Source organism: Pseudomonas sp. Tav-5-1A, assembly GCF_055755055.1.
In genome coordinates this window covers 5682594-5706154 of the sequence record NZ_CM146901.1, presented here as the reverse complement: position 1 = coordinate 5706154, position 23561 = coordinate 5682594, and the positions used below count along the sequence as shown (strand labels likewise).

The following is a 23561-nucleotide window of genomic DNA, read 5'->3' as shown; positions in this document are numbered from 1 at the left end:
CCTGCGTGGCCTCCTACCGTCGAGCCTGTCCAATGAATCAGAACGCTGAATATTCCGCGGTCAACGATGCCGTGCGTGGTCATTTTTTTCGAAGGGTATGGCAGCTGATCTGGCCCTACTGGCGCAGTGAAGAGAAGGGCAAGGCCTGGCTGCTGCTGGCCTCGGTGATCGGCCTGTCGCTGTTCAGCGTGTGGATCTCGGTGTGGATGAACAGCTGGTACCGCGACTTCTACAACGCCCTGCAGAAGAAAGACTTCGCTGCTTTCACCCACCTGATCCTGTATTTCTGCGGCATTGCCGCGGTGGCCATCCTGGGCGCGGTGTACCGCCTGTACCTGACGCAGATGCTCACCATTCGCTGGCGCCGCTGGCTCACCCAACGCCACTTCAACCGCTGGCTCGAGAACAAGAGCTACTACCAGATGGAGCAGGGCGGCCACACCGACAACCCTGACCAACGGATCAGCGAAGACCTCAACAACTTCACCTCCGACACCCTGAGCCTGGTGCTGGGCCTGATCCGCACGGTGGTCAGCCTGGTGTCGTTCTCGGTGATCCTGTGGGGTGTGTCGGGCAGCATCGAAGTGTTTGGCGTGACCATCCCCGGCTACATGTTCTGGTGCGCGCTGGTGTATGCCATTGTCGGCAGCTTCCTGACCCGCTGGATCGGTAGCAGCCTGATCCCGCTGAACAACCAGCAACAGCGGTTCGAAGCCGACATGCGTTTCTCGCTGATTCGGGTGCGTGAAAACGCCGAGAGCATCGCCCTGTACAGCGGCGAACCCAACGAGAAAGAGCGCCTGACCACCCGCTTCGGCAAGGTGTGGAGCAACTACTGGGCGCTGATGAAAGTCACCAAGCGCCTGACCTTCTTCACCGCCGGCTACAGCCAGGCGGCAGTGATTTTCCCGTTCGTGGTGGCAGCGCCGCGTTATTTCGCCGGCAAGATCGAACTGGGCGAGCTGATGCAGATCAACTCGGCGTTCGGCAACGTGCAGGGCGACATGAGCTGGTTCATCGACAGTTTCTCCACCATCGCCGGCTGGAAAGCCACCTGTGACCGTCTTATCAGCTTCCGCCAGGCCATGAGCGACAATGAAAGCCGCGCGCCGGCCATCGCCGTGGAAGAGCAGGGCGAGGCAGTGAGCGTCGACAACCTCAACCTCGACCTGGCCGATGGCCGCCACCTGCTGGCGGGCGCCAGCCTGGCTGTGGCCTCGGGCGAACGCCTGCTGGTCAGCGGCCGCTCGGGCAGTGGCAAGAGCACCTTGCTGCGCGCCATGGGCCGTTTGTGGCCCAACGGCCACGGGCATATCCGCATGCCCCAGGGCCGCTCGCTGTTCCTGCCGCAGAAACCGTACCTGCCGATCGGCCCGCTGCGCGAGGCGTTGAGTTATCCACAGCCGGGCGACACCTACAGCCAGGAACGCTACGTGCAGGTGTTGCAAGCCTGCCGCCTGCCGCACCTGGTGGAGCGCCTGGACGAAGGCAACCACTGGCAGCGCCTGCTCTCGCCGGGCGAACAGCAGCGCGTGGCCTTTGCCCGCGCCATGCTCTACGCGCCCAAGTGGCTGTACATGGACGAGGCGACGTCGGCCATGGACGAGGAAGACGAAGCGGCGCTGTACCAGGGCCTGATCGAGCAGCTGCCAGGCTTGAGCATCATCAGCGTTGGCCACCGCAGCACGCTCAAGCGCTTCCATTCGCGCCACGTGCGCATCGAGGGCGGACATCTGGTGAATCAAATCACCGGGGCACCGACCGCGGTGTAATGTGGTCGTACGACTGGAATGCGCTATGATGCGCCTATAAACGTGATCTCGAGATAAGAAGTTCGCCATGGAAACGCCAATCGCCCCGCCTCGCGGCCGTCGCAAACCTCGCAGCCTTGCCCAGGAACTGGTCACCGTGCTGACCGAGCGCATCCTCAAGGGTGAGCTCAAGCGTGGCGACAAGCTGCCCACCGAGTCGGCGATCATGCAAGAGCAGGGCGTCAGCCGCACCGTGGTGCGCGAGGCTATCTCGCGCTTGCAGGCTGCGGGGCAGGTGGAAACCCGCCATGGCATCGGCACCTTCGTGCTCGACACGCCCAGCCCCAGCGGCTTCCGTATCGACCCGGCGACCATCGTCACCCTGCGTGACGTGCTCGCCGTGCTCGAATTGCGCATCAGCCTGGAAGTGGAATCGGCCGGCCTGGCCGCCCAGCGTCGCTCGCCCGAGCAGCTGGCCGCCATGCGCGCGGCCCTGGATGCGCTGGCCGAAAGCGCCGCGCACGCCTCGGACGCCGTGGCCTCGGACTTCCAGTTCCACCTGCAGATTGCCCTGTCCACCGGCAACCGCTACTTCACCGACATCATGACCCACCTGGGCACCAGCATCATCCCGCGCACGCGGTTGAACTCGGCGCGCCTGGCCCATGATGACCAGCAGCACTACATGAACCGCTTGAGCCGCGAGCACGAGGAAATCTACGAGGCCATCGCCCGCCAGGATTCCGATGCCGCCCGCGCGGCCATGCGCCTGCACCTCACCAACAGCCGCGAACGGCTGCGCCAGGCGCATGAAGAGGCCCAGGCAACCGCCTGATTCGCAGTGTGGGAGCTGGCTTGCCAGCGAGTTTTGGGGCCTTCAAAAGCTCGCTGGCAAGCCAGCTCCCACAGACGTCTTCGACCCCTTCGCACTTCCCATGACATTTCGTCGCCCAGCCTATTGAGCATTCATAATTTCAGTTGTACGATGACGTACGACATCAGCGAAGGCTGAGCGCACATTCCACGCAAACCAGGGTGTTCGAATAATGAATCCACAAGAACTGAAGTCCATCCTCTCCGCCGGCCTGCTGTCTTTCCCGGTGACCGATTTCAATGCCCAGGGCGACTTCGATCGCGCTGGCTACATCAAGCGCCTGGAGTGGCTGGCCCCGTACGGCGCCAGCGCGCTGTTCGCCGCCGGCGGTACCGGTGAATTCTTCTCCCTGGCTGCCAGCGAGTACTCGCAAGTCATCAAGACTGCTGTCGACACCTGCGCCCGTAGCGTGCCAATCCTCGCCGGCGTCGGTGGTGCCACCCGCCAGGCCATCGAATACGCACAAGAAGCCGAGCGCCTGGGGGCCAAGGGCCTGCTGTTGCTGCCGCACTACCTGACCGAAGCCAGCCAGGACGGCGTTGCCGCCCACGTGGAAGCGGTGTGCAAGTCGGTGAACATCGGCGTCATCGTCTACAACCGCAACGTCTGCCGCCTGAACGCCGTGCAGCTGGAGCGCCTGGCTGAACGCTGCCCGAACCTGATCGGCTACAAGGACGGCCTGGGTGACATCGAACTGATGGTGTCGATCCGCCGTCGCCTGGGCGACCGCTTCAGCTACCTGGGCGGCCTGCCGACCGCCGAAGTCTACGCCGCGGCCTACAAGGCCCTTGGCGTGCCGGTGTACTCGTCGGCAGTGTTCAACTTCATCCCGAAAACCGCGATGGACTTCTACCACGCCATCGCCAAGGAAGATCACGCCACCGTCGGCAAGATCATCGACGACTTCTTCCTGCCCTACCTGGACATCCGCAACCGCAAGGCCGGCTACGCCGTGAGCATCGTCAAGGCAGGCGCCAAGATCGCCGGCTACGACGCAGGCCCGGTGCGTACCCCGCTGACCGACCTGACCGGCGAAGAGTACGAAATGCTGGCAGCCCTGATGGACAAGATGGGCCCGCAGTAAGCTTTACTGCTCCTACCTGGCCAGTGGGAGCTGGCTTGCCAGCGAGCTTTTGAGGCCCTAAGAGCTCGCTGGCAAGCCAGCTCCCACACTGTTACACCGTGAATGAAAAACCCGCGTTAAAAAAAATAATCAGTGGGAGTACACCTTCATGCAAGCCGCCAAGCAGACGCACGTCCGCTATTTGATCCTGCTCATGCTCTTTGTGGTGACCACGATCAACTACGCCGACCGTGCGACCATCGCTATTGCCGGTTCCAGCCTGCAAAAAAGCCTCGGCATCGACGCCGTCACCCTGGGTTTCATCTTCTCCGCGTTCGGTTGGGCCTACGTGGCCGGGCAAATTCCCGGTGGCTGGCTGCTGGACCGCTTCGGCTCGAAGAAGGTCTACGCCCTGAGCATTTTCACCTGGTCGGCGTTCACCGTGCTGCAAGGCTTCGTCGGTGATTTTGGCGTGTCCACGGCCGTGGTCGCGCTGTTCATGCTGCGTTTCCTGGTGGGCCTGGCCGAAGCGCCGTCGTTCCCCGGCAACGCGCGCATCGTTGCCGCCTGGTTCCCCACCGCCGAACGCGGCACTGCGTCGGCGATCTTCAACTCCGCGCAATATTTCGCCACCGTGCTGTTCGCGCCGCTGATGGGCTGGATTGTCTTCACCTTCGGCTGGCAGCACGTGTTCATGATCATGGGCGGCATCGGCATCGCCTTCTCGCTGGTGTGGCTGAAGGTTATCCACAGCCCGCGCCAGCACCCGATGATCAACAAGGCCGAACTCGAACACATCGCCAGCAACGGCGGCATGGTCGACATGGACGACAAGCCCCAGGGCAAGCGCGAAGGCCCCAAGTGGGACTACGTTCGCCAACTGCTCACCAACCGCATGATGCTGGGCGTGTACCTGGGCCAGTACTGCATCAACGGCATCACCTATTTCTTCCTGACCTGGTTCCCGGTGTACCTGGTGCAGGAGCGCGGCATGACCATCCTCAAGGCCGGTTTCATCGCTTCGCTGCCGGCCATCTGCGGCTTTATCGGCGGCGTGCTGGGCGGCATCATCTCTGACTGGCTGCTGCGCCGTGGCCACTCCCTGACCTTTGCCCGCAAGGCGCCGATCATTGGCGGCCTGCTGCTGTCGACCACCATCGTGGCGTGCAACTATGTGGACATCGAATGGATGGTGGTGGGCTTCATGGCCCTGGCGTTCTTCGGCAAGGGCGTGGGCGCGCTGGGCTGGGCCGTGGTGTCCGACACCTCGCCCAAGCAGATCGCCGGCCTGAGCGGTGGCCTGTTCAACATGTTCGGCAACATTGCTTCGATCACCACGCCTATCGTCATCGGCTACATCATCAGCACCACCGGCTCGTTCAAGTGGGCCCTGGTGTTCGTCGGCGCCAACGCGCTGGTGGCGGTGATCAGCTACCTGGTGATTGTCGGCCAGATCAAACGGGTCGAGCTGACCGAGCCGCCGAGCAAAGGCTCGCGCAAGCCGGTAGAACAGCTGTCCCCAGCCAAAATTTGAGGAGCGCGTTTCATGCAGTTAATTGAGCACGCTGACTCGCCGCGGGTGATTCGCCTGCACGAGCGCGACAACGTTGTGGTGATCGTCAACGACCAGGGTGTGCCGGAAGGCACCGAACTGCCGGGCGGCCTGATCACCCTGGAACACGTACCGCAAAGCCACAAGGTCAACCTGGTGGACATCGCCGAGGGCGGCGAAGTGATTCGCTACGGCCAGGTGATCGGCTACGCCCTGAAACCCATCCCGCGCGGCACCTGGGTGCGCGAGGACCTGCTGCGCATGCCAACGGCGCCGGCGCTGGACAGCCTGCCCATGTCCGACAAGGTGCCGCAGGCGCTGCCGCCGCTGGAAGGCTTCACCTTCGAAGGCTACCGCAACGCCGATGGCACCGTGGGCACGCGCAACATCCTCGGCATCACCACCACCGTGCAGTGCGTGACCGGCGTGCTGGACCATGCGGTGAAGCGCATTCGCGACGAACTGCTGCCCAAATACCCCCATGTGGATGACGTGGTCGCCATTACCCACAGCTACGGCTGCGGCGTGGCCATTACCGCCACCGACGCCTACATCCCGATTCGCACCGTGCGCAACCTGGCGCGCAACCCCAACCTGGGCGGCGAAGCCCTGGTGATCAGCCTGGGCTGCGAGAAGCTGCAGGCCGGGCAGGTGATGCACGAAGGCGATGCTTCGGTGGACCTCAGCGAGCCCTGGCTGTACCGCTTGCAGGACGCCAGCCACGGCTTCGGCGAGATGATCGAGCAGATCATGGAGCTGGCCGAGACGCGCCTGAAGAAACTCAACGAGCGCCGCCGCGAGACCGTGCCGGCCAGCGAGCTGATCCTGGGCATGCAGTGCGGCGGCAGCGACGCCTTCTCCGGCATCACCGCCAACCCGGCGCTGGGTTACGCCAGCGACCTGCTGCTGCGCGCCGGCGCCACGGTGATGTTCTCGGAAGTGACCGAGGTGCGTGACGCCATCTACCTGCTGACCTCGCGCGCGGAAACCCCGGCGGTGGCCGATGCGCTGGTACGCGAGATGGACTGGTACGACCGCTACCTGGCCAAGGGCGAGGCCGACCGCAGCGCCAACACCACGCCGGGCAACAAGAAGGGCGGGTTGTCGAACATTGTCGAGAAGTCGTTGGGTTCGATCGTGAAATCCGGTAACAGCGCGATCAACGCGGTGGTCGGGCCGGGCGAGCGGGTGCAGCGCAAGGGCCTGATCTTCTGCGCCACGCCGGCCAGCGACTTTGTCTGCGGCACCCTGCAACTGGCGGCGGGCATGAACCTGCACGTGTTCACCACTGGCCGCGGCACGCCGTACGGCCTGGCCATGGCGCCGGTGGTGAAGGTGTCGACCCGTACCGAACTGGCCCAGCGCTGGCCGGACCTGATCGACGTCGACGCCGGGCGCATTGCCACTGGCCGGGCCAGCATCGAGGACCTGGGCTGGGAGCTGTTCCACTACTACCTGGACGTGGCCAGCGGCAAGGAACAGACCTGGGCCGAGAAGCACAAGCTGCACAATGACATCGTGCTGTTCAACCCGGCGCCGATTACCTGAAGTCGGGACGCGGCCTGCGGCCGCTGCTACGGGCTCTGTAGCAGCGGCCGCAGGCCGCGTCACGGACGATTGATTTTCACATCAACAGCCCCGCAGGCCTTATCATTGGCCCCCTAACAACGGGCAATCAGGTTCCCTTGGCATGCTGGCCATCTTCATACAGACGCTGAACATCACCGCACCGGTGTTCGCGATGCTGTTTCTCGGTGTGTTCCTCAAGCGCATCGACTGGATCAACGACAACTTCATTCATATCGCCTCGGCCCTGGTGTTCAACGTCTGCATGCCGGCGCTGCTGTTCCTGGGCATCTATCACGCCGACCTGCACGCGGCCATGAAGCCGGGCCTGCTGCTGTATTTCGTGCTGGTGACCTTCGCCAGCTTCGCCGCCGCCTGGGGCATGGCCATCTGGCGCAGCCCGGTGCAAGACCGCGGCATCTATACCCAAGGTGCGTTTCGCGGCAACAACGGCGTGGTGGGCCTGGCGCTGGCGGCCAGTATGTACGGCGACTACGGCATCTCCCTGGGGGCTATTCTCGCGGGCCTGGTGATTCTGCTCTACAACAGCCTGTCGACCGTGGTGCTGGCCATCTACAGCCCCAACATCAAGTCTGACCCCTGGAGCATCTTCAAGAGCGTGCTGGCCAACCCGCTGATCATCAGCGTGCTGGCCGCCGCGCCCATGGCCTACCTGCAGATCGGCCTGCCCAACTGGCTGCTGGCCAGCGGCGACTACCTGGCGCAGATGACCCTGCCGCTGGCGCTGATCTGCATCGGCGGCACCCTGTCGCTGGCGGCGCTGCGCGAAAGCGGCAAGCTGGCCCTGAGCGCCAGCCTGGTGAAGATGGTCTGGCTGCCGCTGTTCGGCACCCTGGGCGCCTGGCTGTGCGGCTTCCGGAGCGCGGAACTGGGCATCCTGTTCCTGTACATCGGCAGCCCTACCGCGGCGGCCAGCTATGTCATGGCCCGGGCGGCCAACGGCAACCATCAATTGGCTGCGGCCATCATCGTTATTACGACCGTTGGTGCTGCAATTACCACCAATATCGGCATTTTCCTATTGCAGTGGGGCGGCTGGATCTAGATCCTGTGCGCCTTTGCGCATGCCGTCATGCAGTCATCCGAGCTCAAGGAAGCTTCAATGGACCAACAATCGACGCCCACGGGCTTGCACCGGGGCCTCAAGAACCGCCATATCCAGCTGATCGCGCTGGGTGGTGCCATCGGCACCGGGCTGTTCCTGGGCATTGCCCAGACCATCAACATGGCCGGGCCGTCGGTGATCCTCGGCTACGCCATCGCCGGCCTGATGGCCTTCTTCATCATGCGCCAGCTGGGCGAGATGGTGGTGGACGAGCCGGTAGCCGGCAGCTTCAGCCACTTCGCCAGCCGCTACTGGGGCGGCATGGCCGGCTTTGTGTCGGGCTGGAACTACTGGGTGGTGTACGTGCTGGTGGGCATGGCCGAGCTGACGGCCGTGGGCATCTACGTGCAGTACTGGTGGCCGGGCGTGCCGACCTGGGTGTCGGCGGCGATCTTCTTCGTGCTGATCAACCTGATCAACCTTACCCAGGTGAAGGTGTTTGGCGAGATGGAGTTCTGGTTCTCGCTGGTCAAGGTGGCGGCGATCATCGCCATGATCGGCTTCGGTGCCTGGTTGCTGGCCAGCGGCAATGGCGGCCCTGATGCGGCCGTGGCCAACCTGTGGCAGCACGGCGGCTTCTTCCCCAACGGCATCGCCGGCCTGGCCATGGCCATGGCGGTGATCATGTTCTCGTTCGGCGGCCTGGAGTTGGTGGGCATCACCGCGGCTGAGGCCGATGACCCCAAGCGCAGCATCCCGCGCGCCACCAACCAGGTGATCTACCGCATCCTGCTGTTCTACGTGGGCGCGCTGGCGATCCTGCTGTCGCTGTACCCGTGGCAGAAAGTGGTGACAGGCGGCAGCCCGTTCGTGCTTATCTTCCACGCGCTGGACAGCAACATCGTCGCCACGCTGCTCAACGCCGTGGTGCTGACCGCCGCACTGTCTGTCTATAACAGCTGCGTGTACAGCAACAGCCGCATGCTGTTCGGCCTGGCCACCCAGGGCGATGCCCCCAAGGCGCTGCTCAAGGTCAACAAGCGTGGCGTGCCGCTGACGGCGCTGGGCGTGTCGGCCACCGCCACCGGCCTGTGCGTGCTGATCAACTACCTGATGCCCGGCCAGGCGTTCGGCCTGCTGATGGCCCTGGCCGTGGCGGCATTGGTCATCAACTGGGTGATCATCAGCATCACCCACTTGATGTTCCGCAAGGCCAAGCGCCAGGCCGGTGAAGACACCTCGTTCAAAAGCTGGGGCTACCCGTTCACCAACTACCTGTGCCTGCTGTTCGTGGCCGGCATCGTGCTGGTGATGTGGCTGACGCCGGGCATTCGCATCTCGGTGATGCTGATGCCAGCCTGGGTCATCGTGCTGGTGCTGGCCTACCTCTTCAAGCGCCGCGCCAAGGCCTAGGCCGGCTGGTAGCTGTCGATGACTTCCTGCGCCGCACGGAAGGCATCGATGGCTGCCGGCACACCGGCGTACACCGCGCAGTGCAGCAGCGCTTCGCGAATCTCCTCTACCGTACAGCCGTTGTTCAAGGCGCCACGCACGTGGCCCTTGAGCTCTTGCGGGCACTTGAGCGCGGTCAGCGCCGCCAGGGTGATCAGGCTGCGGGTTTTCAGCTCCAGGCCCGGGCGGTTCCACACGCTGCCCCAGGCGTGTTCATTGACGAAGTCCTGCAGCGGCTGGGTGAACTCGGTGGCGTTGCCCAGGGCGCGGTCGACGAAGGCGTCGCCCATGACCTGGCGGCGCATCTCGACGCCCGGCTTGTTGTGGTTGTTGGCGGTCATCAGCTTCTCCTTTCTCAATGTTGCCGGCGCCAGGCAACCAGCGTGCTGACCAGCACGAACAGGCCCAGCACCGGCAGTACGTAGAACAGCATCAGGTGTTCCAGCCGGCCCGCCAGGGGCATGCCGGTGGTGAAAGTGATCACGTGCAGCCCGTAGGCGGCGAACAGCCCCAGCAGCACCAGGCCTTCGGCGCGGGTGATGCGGTAGCCCGAATAGAACAGTGGCAGGCACAGCACGGCCACGCCGAGCATCACCGGCAGGTCGAAGTCCAGGGCGTTGGGCGACACCGACAGCGGCGTGGGCGCGATGACGGCGGTCAGGCCCAGCACCCCCAGCAGGTTGAACAGGTTGCTGCCGATGACGTTGCCCACGGCAATCTCGCGTTCGCCACGGATGGCGGCGATCAGCGAGGTGGCCAGTTCCGGCAGCGAGGTGGACACGGCGACGATGGTCAGGCCGATGATACGGTCGGAGAAGCCATAGTCGGTGGCCAGTTCAACCGCCGCGCCGAGGATCAGGTGGCCGCCCCACACCAGCAGGCCCAGGCCCGCCAGGGTCATGGCAGCGCTGCTCAGCCACGGTGGTGGGCCCTGGCGTTCCACGGCGTGGGTGTGCACCCGGGGCCGGTGGTGGCGCCGGGACTGGCGCAGCAGCAGGGCGAAATAGCCGCCCAGGCCCACCAGCAGCACGGCGCCTTCCAGGCGGCCGAGGGTCTGGTTCAGGGCCATGGCGAATACCAGGGCGCTGGCGCTGATCATCAGCGGGATGTCCAGGCGCACCAGCTGGCGCGACACCCGCAGGGGAATGATCAGCGCGCACAGGCCCAGGGTCACCAGGATGTTGAAGATATTGCTGCCGAACACGCTGCCCACGGCAATGTCGGGCGCGTGGCTGAACGCCGCCTGCAGGCTGACGGCCATCTGCGGCGCGCTGCTGCCCAGGGCTACTACGCTGAGGCCGATGATCAGCGGGCGCACCTTGAAGCTGGCGGCCAGGCGCACGGCGGCGCGCACCATCAGTTCGGCGCCGAGGATAAGCAGCACGAGGCCGCCAGCCAGTTGCAGCAGGCTGAAGACGGTAAAGGAGTCCAGGTCGAAAATGGTAAAGCTCCGGTTTGAGGCCTAGTCGCTCAGACTTTGTACCCGCACTTTGGCCGAACCGCTACCGATCATGCCCAATTGTTCTGCGGCGGCATGTGACAGGTCGATCAGGCGCCCGCGGGTGTGGGGGCCGCGGTCGTTGATGCGCACTTCGACCTTGCGGTTGTTGGCAAGGTTGGTCACCAGCACGCGCGTGCCGAAGGGCAGGCGGCGGTGGGCGGCGGTCATGGCGTGTTGGTCGAAGCGCTCGCCGCTGGCGGTGCGCTTGCCCTGGTGCCTGGCGCCGTAGAAGCTGGCGGTGCCCGTTTCATCGTAGCCGCGGGGGTCGATGTCGTGGCTGGCGCAGCCGGCGAGGAGGGTGAGTAGCAGGAGGGGGGCAACCAGGCGCAGCATGCAGCAATCTCCAGGAATAGGTTGAGCCCCGTAGCAGCTGCCGCAGGCTGCGTCCGGCGTTTCACCGAGGTGATGCCGGACGCAGCCTGCGGCAGCTGCTACGGGGGCGCCATTCAGGAGCTGTGGTGCCCCCTTGGCGCATCAGCCTTCGAGTTTGCTTTTCAGCAATTCGTTCACCTGTTGCGGGTTGGCCTTGCCCTTGGAGGCTTTCATGGCCTGGCCCACGAAGAAGCCGAACATCTTGCCGCGCTTGGCTTCGTCGGCGGCGCGGTACTGTTCGACCTGCTCGGCGTTGGCGGCCAGCACTTCGTCCAGCACCTTCTCGATGGCGCCGCTGTCGGTGACCTGCTTCAGGCCGCGCGCCTCGATGATCTCATCGGCGCTGCCTTCGCCATTGGCCATGGCTTCGAAGACCATCTTGGCGATCTTGCCGCTGATGGTGTTGTCCTTGATGCGCACCAGCATGCCGCCCAGTTGCTCGGCGCTGACCGGCGACTGCTCGATTTCCACGCCCAGCTTGTTCAGCAGGCTGCCCAGCTCGACCATGGTCCAGTTGGCGGCCAGCTTGGCGTCACCGCTCAGGCCTACCACTTGCTCGAAGTAGTCCGCCTGTTCGCGGCTGGAAGCCAGCACGCTGGCATCGTACGCCGACAGGCCGTACTGGCTCTGGAAGCGCTCGCGCTTGGCCGGTGGCAGCTCGGGCAGGGTGGCGCGCACGGTGTCCAGGAACGCGTCCTCGATCACCACCGGCAGCAGGTCCGGGTCGGGGAAGTAACGGTAGTCGTTGGCTTCTTCCTTGCTGCGCATCGGACGGGTCTCGTCCTTGTTCGGGTCGTACAGGCGGGTCTGCTGGATGACCTTGCCGCCGTCCTCGATCAGCTCGATCTGACGGGTGATCTCGCTGTTGATGGCCTTCTCGATGAAGCGGAACGAGTTGACGTTCTTGATCTCGCAGCGGGTGCCGAACTCGACCTGGCCCTTGGGGCGTACCGACACGTTGCAGTCGCAACGCAGGCTGCCTTCGGCCATGTTGCCGTCGCAGATGCCCAGGTAGCGCACCAGCGCGTGCATGGCCTTGACGTAGGCCACGGCTTCCTTGGCGCTGCGCATGTCCGGCTCGGAAACGATTTCCAGCAGCGGCGTGCCGGCACGGTTCAGGTCAACGCCGGTCAGGCCGTTGAAGTCTTCGTGCAGGCTCTTGCCGGCGTCTTCTTCCAGGTGCGCACGGGTCACGCCGATGCGCTTGACGGTGCCGTCTTCCAGGGTGATGTCCAGGTGGCCCTTGCCGACGATCGGCAGTTCCATCTGGCTGATCTGGTAACCCTTGGGCAGGTCAGGGTAGAAGTAGTTCTTGCGGGCGAACACGTTGTGCTGGCCGATCTCGGCGTCGATGGCCAGGCCGAACTTGACCGCCATGTGCACCGCTTCCTGGTTCAGCACCGGCAGCACGCCGGGCATGCCCAGGTCTACCAGGCTGGCCTGGGTGTTGGGCTCGGAGCCGAACGTGGTGGAACTGCCGGAGAAAATCTTCGACTGGGTGGTGAGCTGGGTGTGAATCTCCAGCCCGATGACGACTTCCCATTGCATGTGAGTTTCTCCTTAGAAGCCTTCGGGCGAGCGGGTGTGCCAGTCAGTTGCCTGCTGGTACTGGTGCGCGACGTTGAGCAGGCGACCTTCCTGGAAGTACGGTGCCACCAGTTGTACGCCCACCGGCAGGCCATCGACGAAGCCGGCGGACATGGACAGCCCCGGCAGGCCGGCGAGGTTGGCGGTGATGGTGTACACGTCTTCCAGGTACTCGGCGACCGGGTCGGCGTTCTTGTCGCCGATCTTCCAGGCCGGGTTCGGCGTGGTCGGGCCCAGGATCACGTCGACGTCGTGGAACGCGGCCATGAAGTCGTTCTTGATCAGGCGGCGGATCTTCTGCGCCTGCAGGTAGTAGGCGTCGTAGTAGCCGGCCGACAGGGCGTAGGCGCCGACCATGATGCGGCGCTGCACTTCACTGCCGAAGCCTTCGCCACGCGAACGCTTGTACAGGTCGGTGAGGTCGGCCGGGTTCTCGCAGCGGTAGCCGAAGCGCACGCCGTCGAAGCGCGACAGGTTCGACGAGGCTTCGGCCGGGGCGATCACGTAGTACGCCGGAATGGCGTGCTGCATGTTCGGCAGGCTGATTTCCTTGACCGTGGCGCCCAGCTTTTCCAGTTCCTTGATGCTCTGCTGGATCAGGTCGGCGATGCGCGGGTCCAGGCCGGCGCCGAAGTATTCCTTCGGCACGCCGATGCGCAGGCCCTGCAGCGAGCCGTTCAGGCCAGCGCTGTAGTCGGGCACCGGCTCATCGATGCTGGTGGAGTCCTGCGGGTCGAAACCGGCCATGCCTTGCAGCAGCAGCGCGCAGTCTTCGGCGGTGCGGGCGAAGGTGCCGGCCTGGTCCAGGCTGGACGCGTAGGCGATCATGCCCCAGCGCGACACACGACCGTACGTCGGTTTCAGGCCGGTCAGGTTGGTAAAAGCTGCCGGTTGTCGGATGGAGCCACCGGTGTCGGTGCCTGTCGCAACTGGCAGCAGGCGAGCTGCCACTGCAGCGGCCGAGCCACCCGACGAACCGCCCGGTACGTGGGCCAGGTTCCACGGGTTCTTCACCGCGCCGTAGAAGCTGTTCTCGTTGCCCGAACCCATGGCGAATTCGTCCATGTTGGTCTTGCCCAGGCTGACCGCGCCGGCCTTGGCCAGGCGCAACACCACGGTGGCGTCGTAGGGGGCGGTGAAGTTGTCGAGCATCTTCGAGGCGCAGCTGGTGCGCACGCCCTGGGTGCAGAACAGGTCCTTGTGGGCCAGCGGCGCGCCCAGCAGGGCACCGGTTTCACCGGCGGCGCGACGGGCGTCGGCGGCCTGGGCCTGGGCGATGGCCAGCTCCGGGGTGACGGTGATGAAGCTGTTGAGCTGCGGGTCCAGCTGGGCGATGCGCGCCAGCAGGGTGCGGGTCAGCTCTTCGGCGGAAAACTTCTTGTCGGCGAGACCGCGGGCGATCTCGGCCAGAGTCATTTGATGCATGGCAGGCTCTTTTCCCTTTTAGTCGATGACTTTCGGAACCAGGTACAGGCCGTTCTCGACCGCAGGCGCGATGGCCTGGTAAGCCTCGCGATGGTTGCTTTCGGTGACCTGGTCGGCGCGCAGGCGCTGACTGGCTTCCAGGGGGTGGGCCAGGGGCTCGATGCCGCTGGTGTCGACCGCCTGCATCTGGTCGACCAGACCCAGGATACTGTTGAGTGCGTCGGTGGTGCGTGGCAGATCGGCTTCATTCAGGCCCAGGCGGGCCAGATGAGCGATTTTTTCCACGTCGGAGCGATCAAGCGCCATGGGTATCTCCAGTGGAAAACAGCACGGAATCGAATGAAGTGTCAGTCCGTGTGTTAGATTGTCGGAACAGAACGCCAATTCTACGGTCATATGGCCGCGATTGAGTGAGGGCCTGCTCGGAAAAACAGCCAATTTAACATATTGGCGCCTTGCCCAAAATCCCCGCCGTTGTTAGAGTTTGCCGCACTTTTTTACCCACGCGTTGCCTAGGGTCACTTTCCCATGTTCAAGAAACTGCGTGGCATGTTTTCCAGCGATCTTTCCATCGACCTGGGCACTGCCAACACCCTTATTTACGTGCGTGAGCGCGGTATCGTCCTGAATGAGCCCTCGGTAGTGGCCATCCGGACCCACGGAAATCAGAAAAGTGTTGTTGCCGTCGGTACCGAGGCAAAGCGCATGCTGGGCCGTACACCGGGCAACATTGCAGCCATTCGTCCGATGAAAGACGGCGTGATCGCCGACTTCAGCGTCTGTGAAAAGATGCTCCAGTACTTCATCAACAAGGTTCACGAGAACAGCTTCCTGCAGCCAAGCCCGCGCGTGCTGATCTGCGTGCCGTGCAAATCCACCCAGGTGGAGCGTCGTGCCATTCGTGAATCGGCGCTGGGCGCCGGTGCCCGCGAAGTGTTCCTGATCGAAGAGCCAATGGCCGCCGCCATCGGTGCCGGCCTGCCGGTCGAGGAAGCCCGCGGTTCGATGGTGGTCGACATCGGTGGTGGTACCACTGAAATCGCCCTGATCTCCCTGAACGGCGTGGTGTATGCCGAGTCCGTGCGTGTGGGCGGCGACCGTTTCGACGAAGCGATCGTGACCTACGTGCGCCGCAACTACGGCAGCCTGATCGGCGAATCCACCGCCGAGCGCATCAAGCAGGAAATCGGTACTGCCTACCCAGGCGGCGAAGTGCGTGAAGTCGACGTGCGCGGCCGTAACCTGGCCGAAGGCGTGCCACGTGCCTTCACCCTGAACTCCAACGAAGTGCTGGAGGCCCTGCAGGAGTCGCTGGCGACCATCGTCCAGGCCGTGAAAAGCGCCCTGGAGCAGTCGCCGCCGGAACTGGCTTCCGACATCGCCGAGCGTGGCCTGGTGCTGACCGGTGGTGGCGCCCTGCTGCGTGACCTGGACAAGCTGCTGGCCCAGGAAACCGGCCTGCCGGTGATCGTTGCCGAAGACCCGCTGACCTGCGTGGCTCGCGGTGGTGGCCGTGCCCTGGAAATGATGGACAAGCACACCATGGACCTGCTCTCCAGCGAATAACTTCGCTGGCGGCAACCACGGGGCCCGGTCTACAGTTTGCGCTGTCGACCTCGGGCCTGCGCCTGTCGTTGGCGCATTTCTGTCAATCTGCATCCGGGCCGGTTTGAAGCCGTATGAATGAGCCAATGAACATCAGCCTGGGAGGAGCGGCTTATTAAACCGCTTTTCTCCAAGGGCCCCTCGCTGGGCGTGCGCCTGTTGGTGCTGGTCGTGCTGTCCATCACCCTGATGGTGGTGGATGCGCGCTTCACCCTGTTGCAGCCGGTGCGCAGCCAGGCGTCGCTGGTGCTGATGCGGGCCTACTGGATCACCGACCTGCCCCAGCGCCTGTACCAGGGCGTGGCCAGCCAGTTTGGCAGCCGCACCGAGCTTGTGGCCGAGAACGAAAAACTCAAGACCGAAGCCTTGCTGCTGCAAGGTCGCCTGCAGAAGCTGGCGGCCCTGACCGAGCAGAACGTGCGCCTGCGCGAGTTGTTGAACTCCTCGGCGCTGGTCAACGAGAAGGTCGAGGTGGCCGAGCTGATCGGCATGGACCCCAACCCCTTCACCCAGCGCATCCTGATCAACAAGGGTGAGCGCGACGGCGTGTTCCTCGGCCAGCCGGTGCTCGACGCCCGCGGCCTGATGGGCCAGGTGGTGGAATTGATGCCCTACACGGCGCGCGTGCTGCTGCTGACCGACTCCACCCACAGCATTCCGGTGCAGGTGAACCGCAATGGCCTGCGCGCCATCGCCAGCGGCACCGGCAACCCGGAGCGCCTGGAACTGCGCCATGTAGCGGACACCGCCGACATCAAGGAAGGCGACCTGCTGGTCAGCTCCGGCCTGGGTCAGCGTTTCCCGGCCGGCTACCCGGTGGCTACGGTGAAGGAAGTGATCCACGACTCCGGCCAGCCGTTCGCCATCGTCCGCGCGGTGCCTACGGCGGCGCTGAACCGCAGCCGCTACCTGTTGCTGGTGTTCTCCGACAGCCGTTCGCCCGAGCAGCGCGCCACCGAGGCCGCCCAGGCCCAGGAAGCCGCTGACCACCAGGGCCAGACCGCCACGGCAGGCGTGCCCGGCGCGCCGGCCGCAGCCCCGGCTGCCAGCGCTGCGCCAACGCCTGCGCCGGCCGCTGCCGAGCACCCGGCTGCCGCGGCCAAGCCGGCCACCACGCCTGCCGCCGCGCCGGCGAAACCGGCCGCCAGTGCCCATGGCACCTCCCGGGAGAGACACTGATGGTCAATAGCACCCGGCCGCGCAACGGCTGGTTCGTCTGGTTCACGTTCGTCCTCGGCCTGCTGCTGAGCGTGTCGCCGCTGCCGCAGTTCATGGAAATCCTCCGGCCGCTGTGGCTGGCCCTGCTGCTGACCTTCTGGACCCTGGCACTGCCGCACAAGGTGGGCATGACCACGGCGTTCCTGCTGGGCCTGGCCGAGGACGTGCTGTACGGCACCTACCTTGGGCAGAACGCCTTGATCCTGACGCTGATCAGCTTCCTGATCCTGTCCCTGGCGCAGCGCATGCGCACCTTCCACGTATGGCAGCAGTGCTTGGTGATCCTGGTGATCTTCGGCCTGGGGCAACTGGCCCAACTGTGGCTCAGCGCCCTGACCGGCAACCGCCAGCCCACCCTGGCGTTGCTGCTGCCGGCGCTGATGAGTGCACTGCTGTGGCCATGGGTCAGCTTCGCCCTGCGGGGCCTGCGTCGCCGCCTGGGTATCAACTGAGCGCGGCGCGGGCTGGCGCCCGGCATTCGATTTTCGACAGGGAGACGTCCTCATGCACCCGCTGTACCTGGCTTCCGGCTCCCCCCGCAGGCGTGAACTGCTGACCCAGATCGGCGTCGCCTTCAGGCCCCTGAGCGCTTCCATCGACGAAACCCCGCTGCCCGGCGAAAGCCCGCTGGCCTATGTGGAGCGCCTGGCGCTGGGCAAGGCCCTGGCCGGCCTGGCGTTGCTGGACGCTGCCGACCCCGCCCCCGTGGTGCTGGGCGCCGACACCGCGGTGGTGCTCGATGACCGTATCCTCGGCAAGCCCGTGGACGAAGCCGATGCCCTGGCCATGCTCGCCGCGCTGTCCGGGCGCGAGCACCAGGTGCTGACCGCCATCGCTTTGGTGTCGGGCCAGCGCCGTGAGGTGCGCAGCGTCAGCAGCCGCGTACGTTTCCGCCCCATCAGCGCGCAGCAGGCGCGCGCCTACTGGGCCAGCGGCGAACCCCGGGACAAGGCCGGCAGCTACGCCATCCAAGGCCTGGCCGCGATATTCGTCGAAAGCCTCGCCGGCAGTTATTCTGCGGTAGTGGGCCTGCCATTGTGCGAAACCGCAGACCTGCTGGGCCATTTCGGCATACCCTGTTGGCAAGGCCAACAGACAGGCTGAGCGGCCGCCGCCAGCCTGTGAGAATGGAAACGTCGACAAGCGCGGCGTAATCCATCATTTTCGGTGACTACCTTTGACGAGACCCTGCCATGAGTGAAGAGATTCTGATCAACATCACGCCAATGGAATCGCGCGTGGCGGTGGTAGAGAACGGTGTTCTGCAGGAAGTCCATGTCGAGCGCACCCAGCGCCGCGGCATCGTCGGCAATATCTACAAGGGCAAGGTGGTGCGCGTGCTGCCGGGCATGCAGGCGGCGTTCGTCGACATCGGCCTGGAGCGCGCGGCGTTCATCCACGCCTCGGAAATTTCCCTGCGCGAAGGCTCGGCGGTGGAAACCATCAGCGCCCTGGTGCACGAAGGGCAGAGCCTGGTGGTGCAGGTCACCAAGGACCCCATCGGCTCCAAGGGCGCACGTCTCACCACGCAGCTGTCGATTCCCTCGCGCTACCTGGTGTACATGCCGCGCACCAGCCATGTCGGCATTTCCCTGAAGATCGAGGACGAAGCCGAGCGCGAGCGCCTGAAGAAGGTGGTCAGCGACTGCGTGGCCCAGGAAGGTATCAAGGAAGCTGGCGGCTTCATTCTGCGCACCGCTGCCGAGGGCGCCGGCGCCGACGAGATCCTCATGGACATCCGCTACCTGCGCCGGCTGTGGGACCAGATCGGCCTGCAGATCAAGACGGTGGGCGCGCCGACTGAAATCTACGAAGACCTGGGCCTGGCCCTGCGTACCCTGCGCGACCTGGTCAGCCCCAAGATCGAGAAGATCCGCATCGACTCCCGGGAAACTTTCCAGAAAACCACGCAGTTCGTCGCCGAGCTGATGCCCGAGATCGCCGACCGCCTGGAGCACTACCCCGGCGAGCGGCCGATCTTCGACCTGTATGGCGTCGAGGACGAGATACAGCGCGCGCTGGACCGCAAGGTGCCGCTCAAGTCCGGTGGCTACCTGGTGGTGGACCCGGCCGAGGCCATGACCACCATCGACGTCAACACCGGCGCGTTCGTGGGCCACCGCAACCTGGAAGAGACCATCTTCAAGACCAACCTGGAAGCGGCCACGGCCATTGCCCGCCAGCTGCGCCTGCGCAACATCGGCGGCATCATCATCATCGACTTCATCGACATGGAAGATGAAGAGCACCAGCGCCAGGTGCTGCGTACCCTGGAAAAACAGCTGGAGCGCGACCACGCCAAGACCAACATCATCGGCATCACCGAGCTGGGCCTGGTGCAGATGACCCGCAAGCGCACCCGCGAAAGCCTGGAACAGGTGCTATGCGAGCCGTGCATCAGCTGCCAGGGGCGCGGCAAGCTGAAGACCCCTGAGACGATCTGTTACGAGATTTTCCGGGAAATCCTGCGCGAAGCACGTGCTTACCAGGCCGAAGGCTATAGAGTACTGGCCAACCAGAAAGTGGTGGACCGCCTGCTGGATGAAGAATCGGGCAATGTGGCCGAGCTCGAGGCTTTTATCGGGCGAACCATTCGCTTTCAGGTAGAGTCCATGTATTCCCAGGAACAATACGACGTGGTGCTGCTCTGATTTCGTTCACCCCCGCATGGCCTTGCGCCACTGACCTGACTGCCTGTTCCGGGACCCTCCGCGCATGGCGCGCCTGACCCGCCTGCTGGGCGCGCTGACCCGCTGGGGCCTGGGGCTGTGTGCCCTGGTGCTGGTACTGGTGGCGGTGTACGTGAGCCTGGGCCGGCAGTTGGTGCCCCTGGTCGAACAGTACCGCTACGATGCCCAGGACAAGGCCAGCGAGGCCCTGGGCCTGCCGGTGAGCATCGGTGCCCTGCAGGGGCGCTGGAGCGGCATGGCGCCCGTGCTGATGGCCCGCGACGTGATGGTGGGCGAGGGCGACAGCGCCCTGCGCCTGGACCAGGTGCGCGTGGTGCCCGACCTGTGGGCCAGCCTGCGCAGCCGCTCGCTGCGCATCGCCCACCTTGAACTCAGCGGCCTGCAGTTGACCGCCGAGGAAAGCCAGGACGGCCAGTGGTCGCTCAAGGGCCTGCCGGCCCAGAACAACGGGCCCATGGACCCGGGGCAGGTGCTGCAGCGCATGCAGCAGGTCAGCAAGCTGTCGGTGCTCGACAGCCAACTGACCCTGGAGCCCTACGACCATGCGCCCATGACCCTCACCTACGTGGGGGCCAGCCTGACCAGCGGCTTCAGCCGCCAGCGCCTGGACCTGCGCCTGACCCTGCCCGATGGCCAGCCCCTGGCGCTGAGCCTGCGCACCCGCATCGACGCCGCCCACTGGCAGGATGGTGAAGCCCAGGCCTACCTGAGCCTGCCCCAGAGTGATTGGGCGCGCTGGTTGCCGGCGCGGCTCACCCAGCAATGGAAGCTGGCCCAGCTCAAAGCCGGTGGCGAGCTGTGGGCACAGTGGGGCAAGGGGGCCCTGCAAAGCGCGGCAGTACGCCTCAACGCACCGACGTTCAAGGGCGCCTACGCCGACCGCAAGGCCATAAGTATCGACAACCTGGCCCTCAATGCCTGGTTCCAGCGCAGCAGCGGCGGCTATGACGTGACGGTCGATTCCCTGGCCATGAGCCTGGGCAAGACCCGCTGGGAGTCGCACCTGCAACTGCGCCAGGCCGACGCCACCGACAGCACCCTGCAGAACTACCACCTGCAGGCCGACCGCCTCGACCTGACGCCGATCACGCCGGTGCTCGACGCCCTGGTGCCGGTGCCGGACAAAGTGGCCGCGGTCATTGATGCCTTGAAGGTCACCGGCGGCCTGCGCAACGTGCTGCTCGACTACCGCCCCCAGGCCACCGGTGACGAACGCCTGAGCTTCGCCGCCAACCTCGACAACGTCGGCTTCCAGGCCACCCACGGTGCGCCGGCGGCGGGCGGTGTCAGTGGCGCCATCAGCGGCAACCTGGGCCAGGGCGAGCTGCGCCTGGCCACTGACCAGTTCATGCTGCACCTGTACCCGATCTTCGCCAACCCCTGGTACTACCACCAGTCCAACGCGCGCCTGACCTGGAAAATCAACCAGGACGGCTTCACCCTGGTTGCCCCTTACTTGAAGGTGAAGGGCGACGAGGGCAACATCGCCGGCGACTTCCTGATTCGCCTGCCGTTCCACGACGACGTCGAGCCCTACATGGACCTGCGCGTGGGCCTGACCCAGGGCGACGGCCGCTTCACCTCCAAGTATTTGCCCCAGGTGCTCAGCCCGGCGGTGGACCACTGGCTGCGCACGGCCATCCTCGAAGGCGCGGTGGACCAGGGCTACTTCCAGTACCAGGGCTCCCTGAGCCACGCGGCGCCGGACCATTCGCGCAGCATTACTCTGTACTTCAAGGTGCACGACGCCCGCCTGGCGTTCCAGCCGGGCTGGCCGGAAGTGTCGAAGGTGGCGGGCGACGTGTTCATCCAGGACGGCGACGTGCGCATCCTCGCCAGCAAGGGCCAACTGCTCGACACCCAGGTCAGCAACGTCGAGGTCACCGTGCCCCACGTGCCGGCCGACCAGCACGCGCACCTGTACGTGAAGGGCGACTTCGACGGCAGCCTGGGCGACGGCGTGAAGATCCTCCAGGACGCGCCCATCGGCACCGGGCCGATCTTCGCCGGCTGGCAGGGCACGGGGCCGTTGCAGGGCAACCTGAACCTCGACATTCCGCTGGTCAAGGGCGAGGAGCCCAAGGTGGTGGTCGACTTCAACACCCAGGGCGCCGACCTGAAGATCAAGGAGCCGGCCCTCGACCTCAGCCAGCTCAAGGGCAACTTCCGCTTCGACTTCGACAAGGGCTTGAGCGGCCAGAACATCGCCGCCCAGGCCTTCGACCGGCCTGTCACGGCGCAGATCTTCGCCGAGGGCAAGCCGGGCAGCCCGCTGACCCGTATCACCGCCAAGGGCAGCATTGCCCTGCGCAAACTCACCGACTGGCTGCAGGTGAACCCCAACCTGCCGGCTTCCGGCGACCTGCCGTACCAATTGCAGGTCAACCTGGGCGGCAACAGCCAGCTAAGCATCAAGAGCGACCTCAAGGGCCTGGCCATCGACCTGCCGGCGCCCTACGGCAAGGCCGCCAGCGACACCCGCGATGCCCAGTTCCAGATGAACCTGCAGGGCGCCGACCGGCGCATCGACGCCAGCTACGCCGACCTGGCCATGCTCAGCTACCTGGCGCCCGGTGGCAAGCTGGCCGACGGCCGTGGCGAACTGCTGCTGGGCAGCGGCACGCCGCAACTGCCGGCCGACAAGGGCTTGCGGGTGCGCGGTACGCTGGACAGCCTGGACGTGACGCCATGGAAAGCCCAGGTCGACCGCTACGCCGGTGACGACCCCGGTGGCAGCGCTCGCCAGGCCCTGAACAGCGTCGACCTGAAGATCGGCAAGGTCACCGGCTTCGGTTTCGACCTGGACCAGGCCCGGGTCATGCTCAACCGCAGCTCCAGCGCCTGGAACCTGTCGGTGGACGCCAAGCAGCTCACCGGCACCGCCAGCCTGCCGGACGCCAAGGGCATGCCGATCCTGGTGGACATGCAGGCCGTGCACCTGCCGGCCCCTGACCCGAAAGCAGTGACCGACGAGAACGCCCCCGACCCGCTGGCCTCGGTGGACCCGCGCAAGATTCCCGCCGTGGACGTGAAAATCCTCAAGCTGTGGCAGGGCAACGACCTGATGGGCGCCTGGGCGCTGAAAATTCGTCCTAACGGCAAGGGCATCGCCCTCAAGGACCTGGACCTGGGCCTCAAGGGAATCAGCCTGGTGGGGCAGGGCAGTTGGGAAGGCGCGCCGGGCAATTCCGCCAGCTGGCTGAAGGGCAGCCTCAAGGGCAAGAACCTCGCCGATGTGCTCAAGGCCTGGGGCTACGCGCCCAGCACCACCAGCCAGGACTTCGAGCTGAACGTGGACGGCAGTTGGCCGGGGTCGCCGGCCTGGGCCGCGCTCAAGCGCTTCTCGGGCAGCCTGGATGCCACGCTCAACCGTGGCCAGTTCGTCGAGGTTGATGGTGGCGCCCAGGCGCTGCGGGTATTCGGCCTGCTGAACTTCAACTCCATTGGCCGCCGCCTGCGCCTGGACTTCTCCGACCTGGTGGGCAAGGGCCTGGGTTATGACAAGGTCAAGGGCCTGCTGGTGGCCAGCAACGGCGTCTACGTGACCCGCGAGCCGATCACCATGACCGGCCCCTCCACCAACCTCGAGCTCAACGGCACCCTGGACATGAACCAGGACCGGGTCGACGCCAAGCTGCTGGTGACCCTGCCGGTGACCACCAACCTGCCGATCGCCGCGCTGCTGGTGGGCGCGCCGGCGGTGGGTGGCGCGCTGTTCCTGGTCGACAAGCTGCTGGGCGACCGCGTGGCGCGCTTCGCCAGCGTGCAATACAAGGTCGAAGGGCCGTGGAAAGAGCCTAAGATTACCTTCGACAAGCCCTTCCAGAAAGCGAACTGAC

19 protein-coding genes are annotated in these 23561 nt (G+C 65.1%); 13 read left to right on the top strand and 6 right to left on the bottom strand.

Features of this window, described 5'->3' with window-relative positions; all coding sequences use genetic code 11:
• Nucleotides 1-32: 32 nt before the first annotated feature.
• The 7 genes from AC0J42_RS26270 (at nucleotide 33) to AC0J42_RS26240 (ending at nucleotide 9285) form a co-directional block, all read left to right on the top strand.
• The gene (locus AC0J42_RS26270; RefSeq protein ID WP_416426899.1) at nucleotides 33-1772 is read left to right on the top strand and encodes an ABC transporter ATP-binding protein/permease; all 1740 of its coding nucleotides are present in this window, start codon (nucleotides 33-35) and stop codon (nucleotides 1770-1772) included.
• 67 nt (nucleotides 1773-1839) lie between these two features.
• Nucleotides 1840-2586, top strand: a complete 747-nt coding sequence (locus tag AC0J42_RS26265) for a FadR/GntR family transcriptional regulator (RefSeq protein ID WP_027976789.1) — start codon at nucleotides 1840-1842, stop codon at nucleotides 2584-2586.
• A gap of 211 nt (nucleotides 2587-2797) precedes the next feature.
• The gene (gene kdgD, locus AC0J42_RS26260) at nucleotides 2798-3709 is read left to right on the top strand and encodes a 5-dehydro-4-deoxyglucarate dehydratase (RefSeq protein WP_027976790.1); all 912 of its coding nucleotides are present in this window, start codon (nucleotides 2798-2800) and stop codon (nucleotides 3707-3709) included.
• A 148-nt stretch (nucleotides 3710-3857) separates the two neighbouring features.
• Nucleotides 3858-5222, top strand: a complete 1365-nt coding sequence (locus AC0J42_RS26255; RefSeq protein ID WP_473004473.1) for an MFS transporter — start codon at nucleotides 3858-3860, stop codon at nucleotides 5220-5222.
• A 12-nt stretch (nucleotides 5223-5234) separates the two neighbouring features.
• Nucleotides 5235-6788: a galactarate dehydratase gene (gene garD / locus AC0J42_RS26250; RefSeq protein WP_416426897.1), complete on the top strand. Its 1554-nt coding sequence runs from the start codon at nucleotides 5235-5237 to the stop codon at nucleotides 6786-6788.
• A 142-nt stretch (nucleotides 6789-6930) separates the two neighbouring features.
• Nucleotides 6931-7872, top strand: coding sequence for an AEC family transporter (locus AC0J42_RS26245; RefSeq protein ID WP_473004472.1), 942 nt, complete (start codon nucleotides 6931-6933; stop codon nucleotides 7870-7872).
• Nucleotides 7873-7929: 57 nt separating this feature from the next.
• Entirely contained in the window at nucleotides 7930-9285 is a 1356-nt protein-coding gene (locus AC0J42_RS26240) for an amino acid permease (protein WP_416426895.1), read from the top strand.
• On the opposite strand, the gene AC0J42_RS26235 is transcribed toward AC0J42_RS26240, so the two are convergent.
• The 6 genes from AC0J42_RS26235 to gatC all read right to left on the bottom strand — a co-directional run bounded on the left by AC0J42_RS26235 (nucleotide 9282) and on the right by gatC (nucleotide 14515).
• Nucleotides 9282-9665 (bottom strand): carboxymuconolactone decarboxylase family protein, encoded by a 384-nt coding sequence (locus tag AC0J42_RS26235; RefSeq protein ID WP_416426894.1) that lies wholly within the window; start codon nucleotides 9663-9665, stop codon nucleotides 9282-9284. The genes AC0J42_RS26240 and AC0J42_RS26235 overlap by 4 nt on opposite strands.
• 14 nt (nucleotides 9666-9679) lie before the next feature.
• Nucleotides 9680-10732, bottom strand: a complete 1053-nt coding sequence (locus AC0J42_RS26230) for a calcium/sodium antiporter (protein ID WP_416427469.1) — start codon at nucleotides 10730-10732, stop codon at nucleotides 9680-9682.
• A 54-nt stretch (nucleotides 10733-10786) separates the two neighbouring features.
• Nucleotides 10787-11158, bottom strand: coding sequence for a septal ring lytic transglycosylase RlpA family protein (locus AC0J42_RS26225; RefSeq protein ID WP_416426893.1), 372 nt, complete (start codon nucleotides 11156-11158; stop codon nucleotides 10787-10789).
• 141 nt (nucleotides 11159-11299) lie between these two features.
• Nucleotides 11300-12745 carry an Asp-tRNA(Asn)/Glu-tRNA(Gln) amidotransferase subunit GatB gene (gene gatB, locus AC0J42_RS26220; protein ID WP_473004470.1) on the bottom strand — a complete coding sequence of 482 codons (1446 nt, stop codon included), beginning with the start codon at nucleotides 12743-12745 and terminating at the stop codon, nucleotides 11300-11302.
• A gap of 12 nt (nucleotides 12746-12757) precedes the next feature.
• The gene (gene gatA / locus AC0J42_RS26215; RefSeq protein WP_473004469.1) at nucleotides 12758-14209 is read right to left on the bottom strand and encodes an Asp-tRNA(Asn)/Glu-tRNA(Gln) amidotransferase subunit GatA; all 1452 of its coding nucleotides are present in this window, start codon (nucleotides 14207-14209) and stop codon (nucleotides 12758-12760) included.
• A gap of 18 nt (nucleotides 14210-14227) precedes the next feature.
• Nucleotides 14228-14515, bottom strand: a complete 288-nt coding sequence (gatC, locus tag AC0J42_RS26210) for an Asp-tRNA(Asn)/Glu-tRNA(Gln) amidotransferase subunit GatC (RefSeq protein ID WP_008371428.1) — start codon at nucleotides 14513-14515, stop codon at nucleotides 14228-14230.
• A gap of 222 nt (nucleotides 14516-14737) precedes the next feature.
• Here gatC and mreB point away from each other — a divergent pair, with 222 nt between their 5' ends.
• The 6 genes from mreB (at nucleotide 14738) to AC0J42_RS26180 (ending at nucleotide 23560) form a co-directional block, all read left to right on the top strand.
• Complete coding sequence (mreB, locus tag AC0J42_RS26205; protein ID WP_008371426.1) at nucleotides 14738-15775, top strand: rod shape-determining protein MreB; 1038 nt, start codon at nucleotides 14738-14740, stop codon at nucleotides 15773-15775.
• 189 nt (nucleotides 15776-15964) lie between these two features.
• On the top strand, nucleotides 15965-16993 hold the full coding sequence (gene mreC / locus AC0J42_RS26200; RefSeq protein ID WP_473004467.1) for a rod shape-determining protein MreC: 1029 nt from the start codon (nucleotides 15965-15967) through the stop codon (nucleotides 16991-16993).
• The gene (gene mreD, locus AC0J42_RS26195; RefSeq protein WP_416426891.1) at nucleotides 16993-17484 is read left to right on the top strand and encodes a rod shape-determining protein MreD; all 492 of its coding nucleotides are present in this window, start codon (nucleotides 16993-16995) and stop codon (nucleotides 17482-17484) included. The genes mreC and mreD overlap by 1 nt, the downstream gene beginning before the upstream one ends.
• A gap of 52 nt (nucleotides 17485-17536) precedes the next feature.
• Complete coding sequence (locus AC0J42_RS26190; protein WP_473004466.1) at nucleotides 17537-18136, top strand: Maf family protein; 600 nt, start codon at nucleotides 17537-17539, stop codon at nucleotides 18134-18136.
• An 89-nt stretch (nucleotides 18137-18225) separates the two neighbouring features.
• A complete protein-coding gene (gene rng / locus AC0J42_RS26185) occupies nucleotides 18226-19683 on the top strand; it encodes a ribonuclease G (protein ID WP_416426889.1) in 1458 nt (485 codons plus the stop codon).
• A gap of 64 nt (nucleotides 19684-19747) precedes the next feature.
• Complete coding sequence (locus AC0J42_RS26180) at nucleotides 19748-23560, top strand: YhdP family protein (RefSeq protein WP_473004465.1); 3813 nt, start codon at nucleotides 19748-19750, stop codon at nucleotides 23558-23560.
• Nucleotide 23561 lies beyond the last annotated feature (1 nt).

Excerpts from the sequence above, each read along its gene's own strand:
- gatC (WP_008371428.1), bottom strand. The coding sequence starts at position 14,515 with ATGGCGCTTGATCGCTCCGACGTGGAAAAAATCGCTCATCTGGCCCGC.
- AC0J42_RS26265 (WP_027976789.1), top strand. The coding sequence starts at position 1,840 with ATGGAAACGCCAATCGCCCCGCCTCGCGGCCGTCGCAAACCTCGCAGC.
- rng (WP_416426889.1), top strand. The coding sequence starts at position 18,226 with ATGAGTGAAGAGATTCTGATCAACATCACGCCAATGGAATCGCGCGTG.
- AC0J42_RS26190 (WP_473004466.1), top strand. The coding sequence starts at position 17,537 with ATGCACCCGCTGTACCTGGCTTCCGGCTCCCCCCGCAGGCGTGAACTG.
- AC0J42_RS26270 (WP_416426899.1), top strand. The coding sequence starts at position 33 with ATGAATCAGAACGCTGAATATTCCGCGGTCAACGATGCCGTGCGTGGT.
- AC0J42_RS26180 (WP_473004465.1), top strand. The coding sequence starts at position 19,748 with ATGGCGCGCCTGACCCGCCTGCTGGGCGCGCTGACCCGCTGGGGCCTG.
- mreD (WP_416426891.1), top strand. The coding sequence starts at position 16,993 with ATGGTCAATAGCACCCGGCCGCGCAACGGCTGGTTCGTCTGGTTCACG.
- AC0J42_RS26255 (WP_473004473.1), top strand. The coding sequence starts at position 3,858 with ATGCAAGCCGCCAAGCAGACGCACGTCCGCTATTTGATCCTGCTCATG.
- kdgD (WP_027976790.1), top strand. The coding sequence starts at position 2,798 with ATGAATCCACAAGAACTGAAGTCCATCCTCTCCGCCGGCCTGCTGTCT.
- garD (WP_416426897.1), top strand. The coding sequence starts at position 5,235 with ATGCAGTTAATTGAGCACGCTGACTCGCCGCGGGTGATTCGCCTGCAC.
- mreB (WP_008371426.1), top strand. The coding sequence starts at position 14,738 with ATGTTCAAGAAACTGCGTGGCATGTTTTCCAGCGATCTTTCCATCGAC.
- AC0J42_RS26240 (WP_416426895.1), top strand. The coding sequence starts at position 7,930 with ATGGACCAACAATCGACGCCCACGGGCTTGCACCGGGGCCTCAAGAAC.
- AC0J42_RS26235 (WP_416426894.1), bottom strand. The coding sequence starts at position 9,665 with ATGACCGCCAACAACCACAACAAGCCGGGCGTCGAGATGCGCCGCCAG.
- gatA (WP_473004469.1), bottom strand. The coding sequence starts at position 14,209 with ATGCATCAAATGACTCTGGCCGAGATCGCCCGCGGTCTCGCCGACAAG.
- AC0J42_RS26245 (WP_473004472.1), top strand. The coding sequence starts at position 6,931 with ATGCTGGCCATCTTCATACAGACGCTGAACATCACCGCACCGGTGTTC.
- AC0J42_RS26225 (WP_416426893.1), bottom strand. The coding sequence starts at position 11,158 with ATGCTGCGCCTGGTTGCCCCCCTCCTGCTACTCACCCTCCTCGCCGGC.
- gatB (WP_473004470.1), bottom strand. The coding sequence starts at position 12,745 with ATGCAATGGGAAGTCGTCATCGGGCTGGAGATTCACACCCAGCTCACC.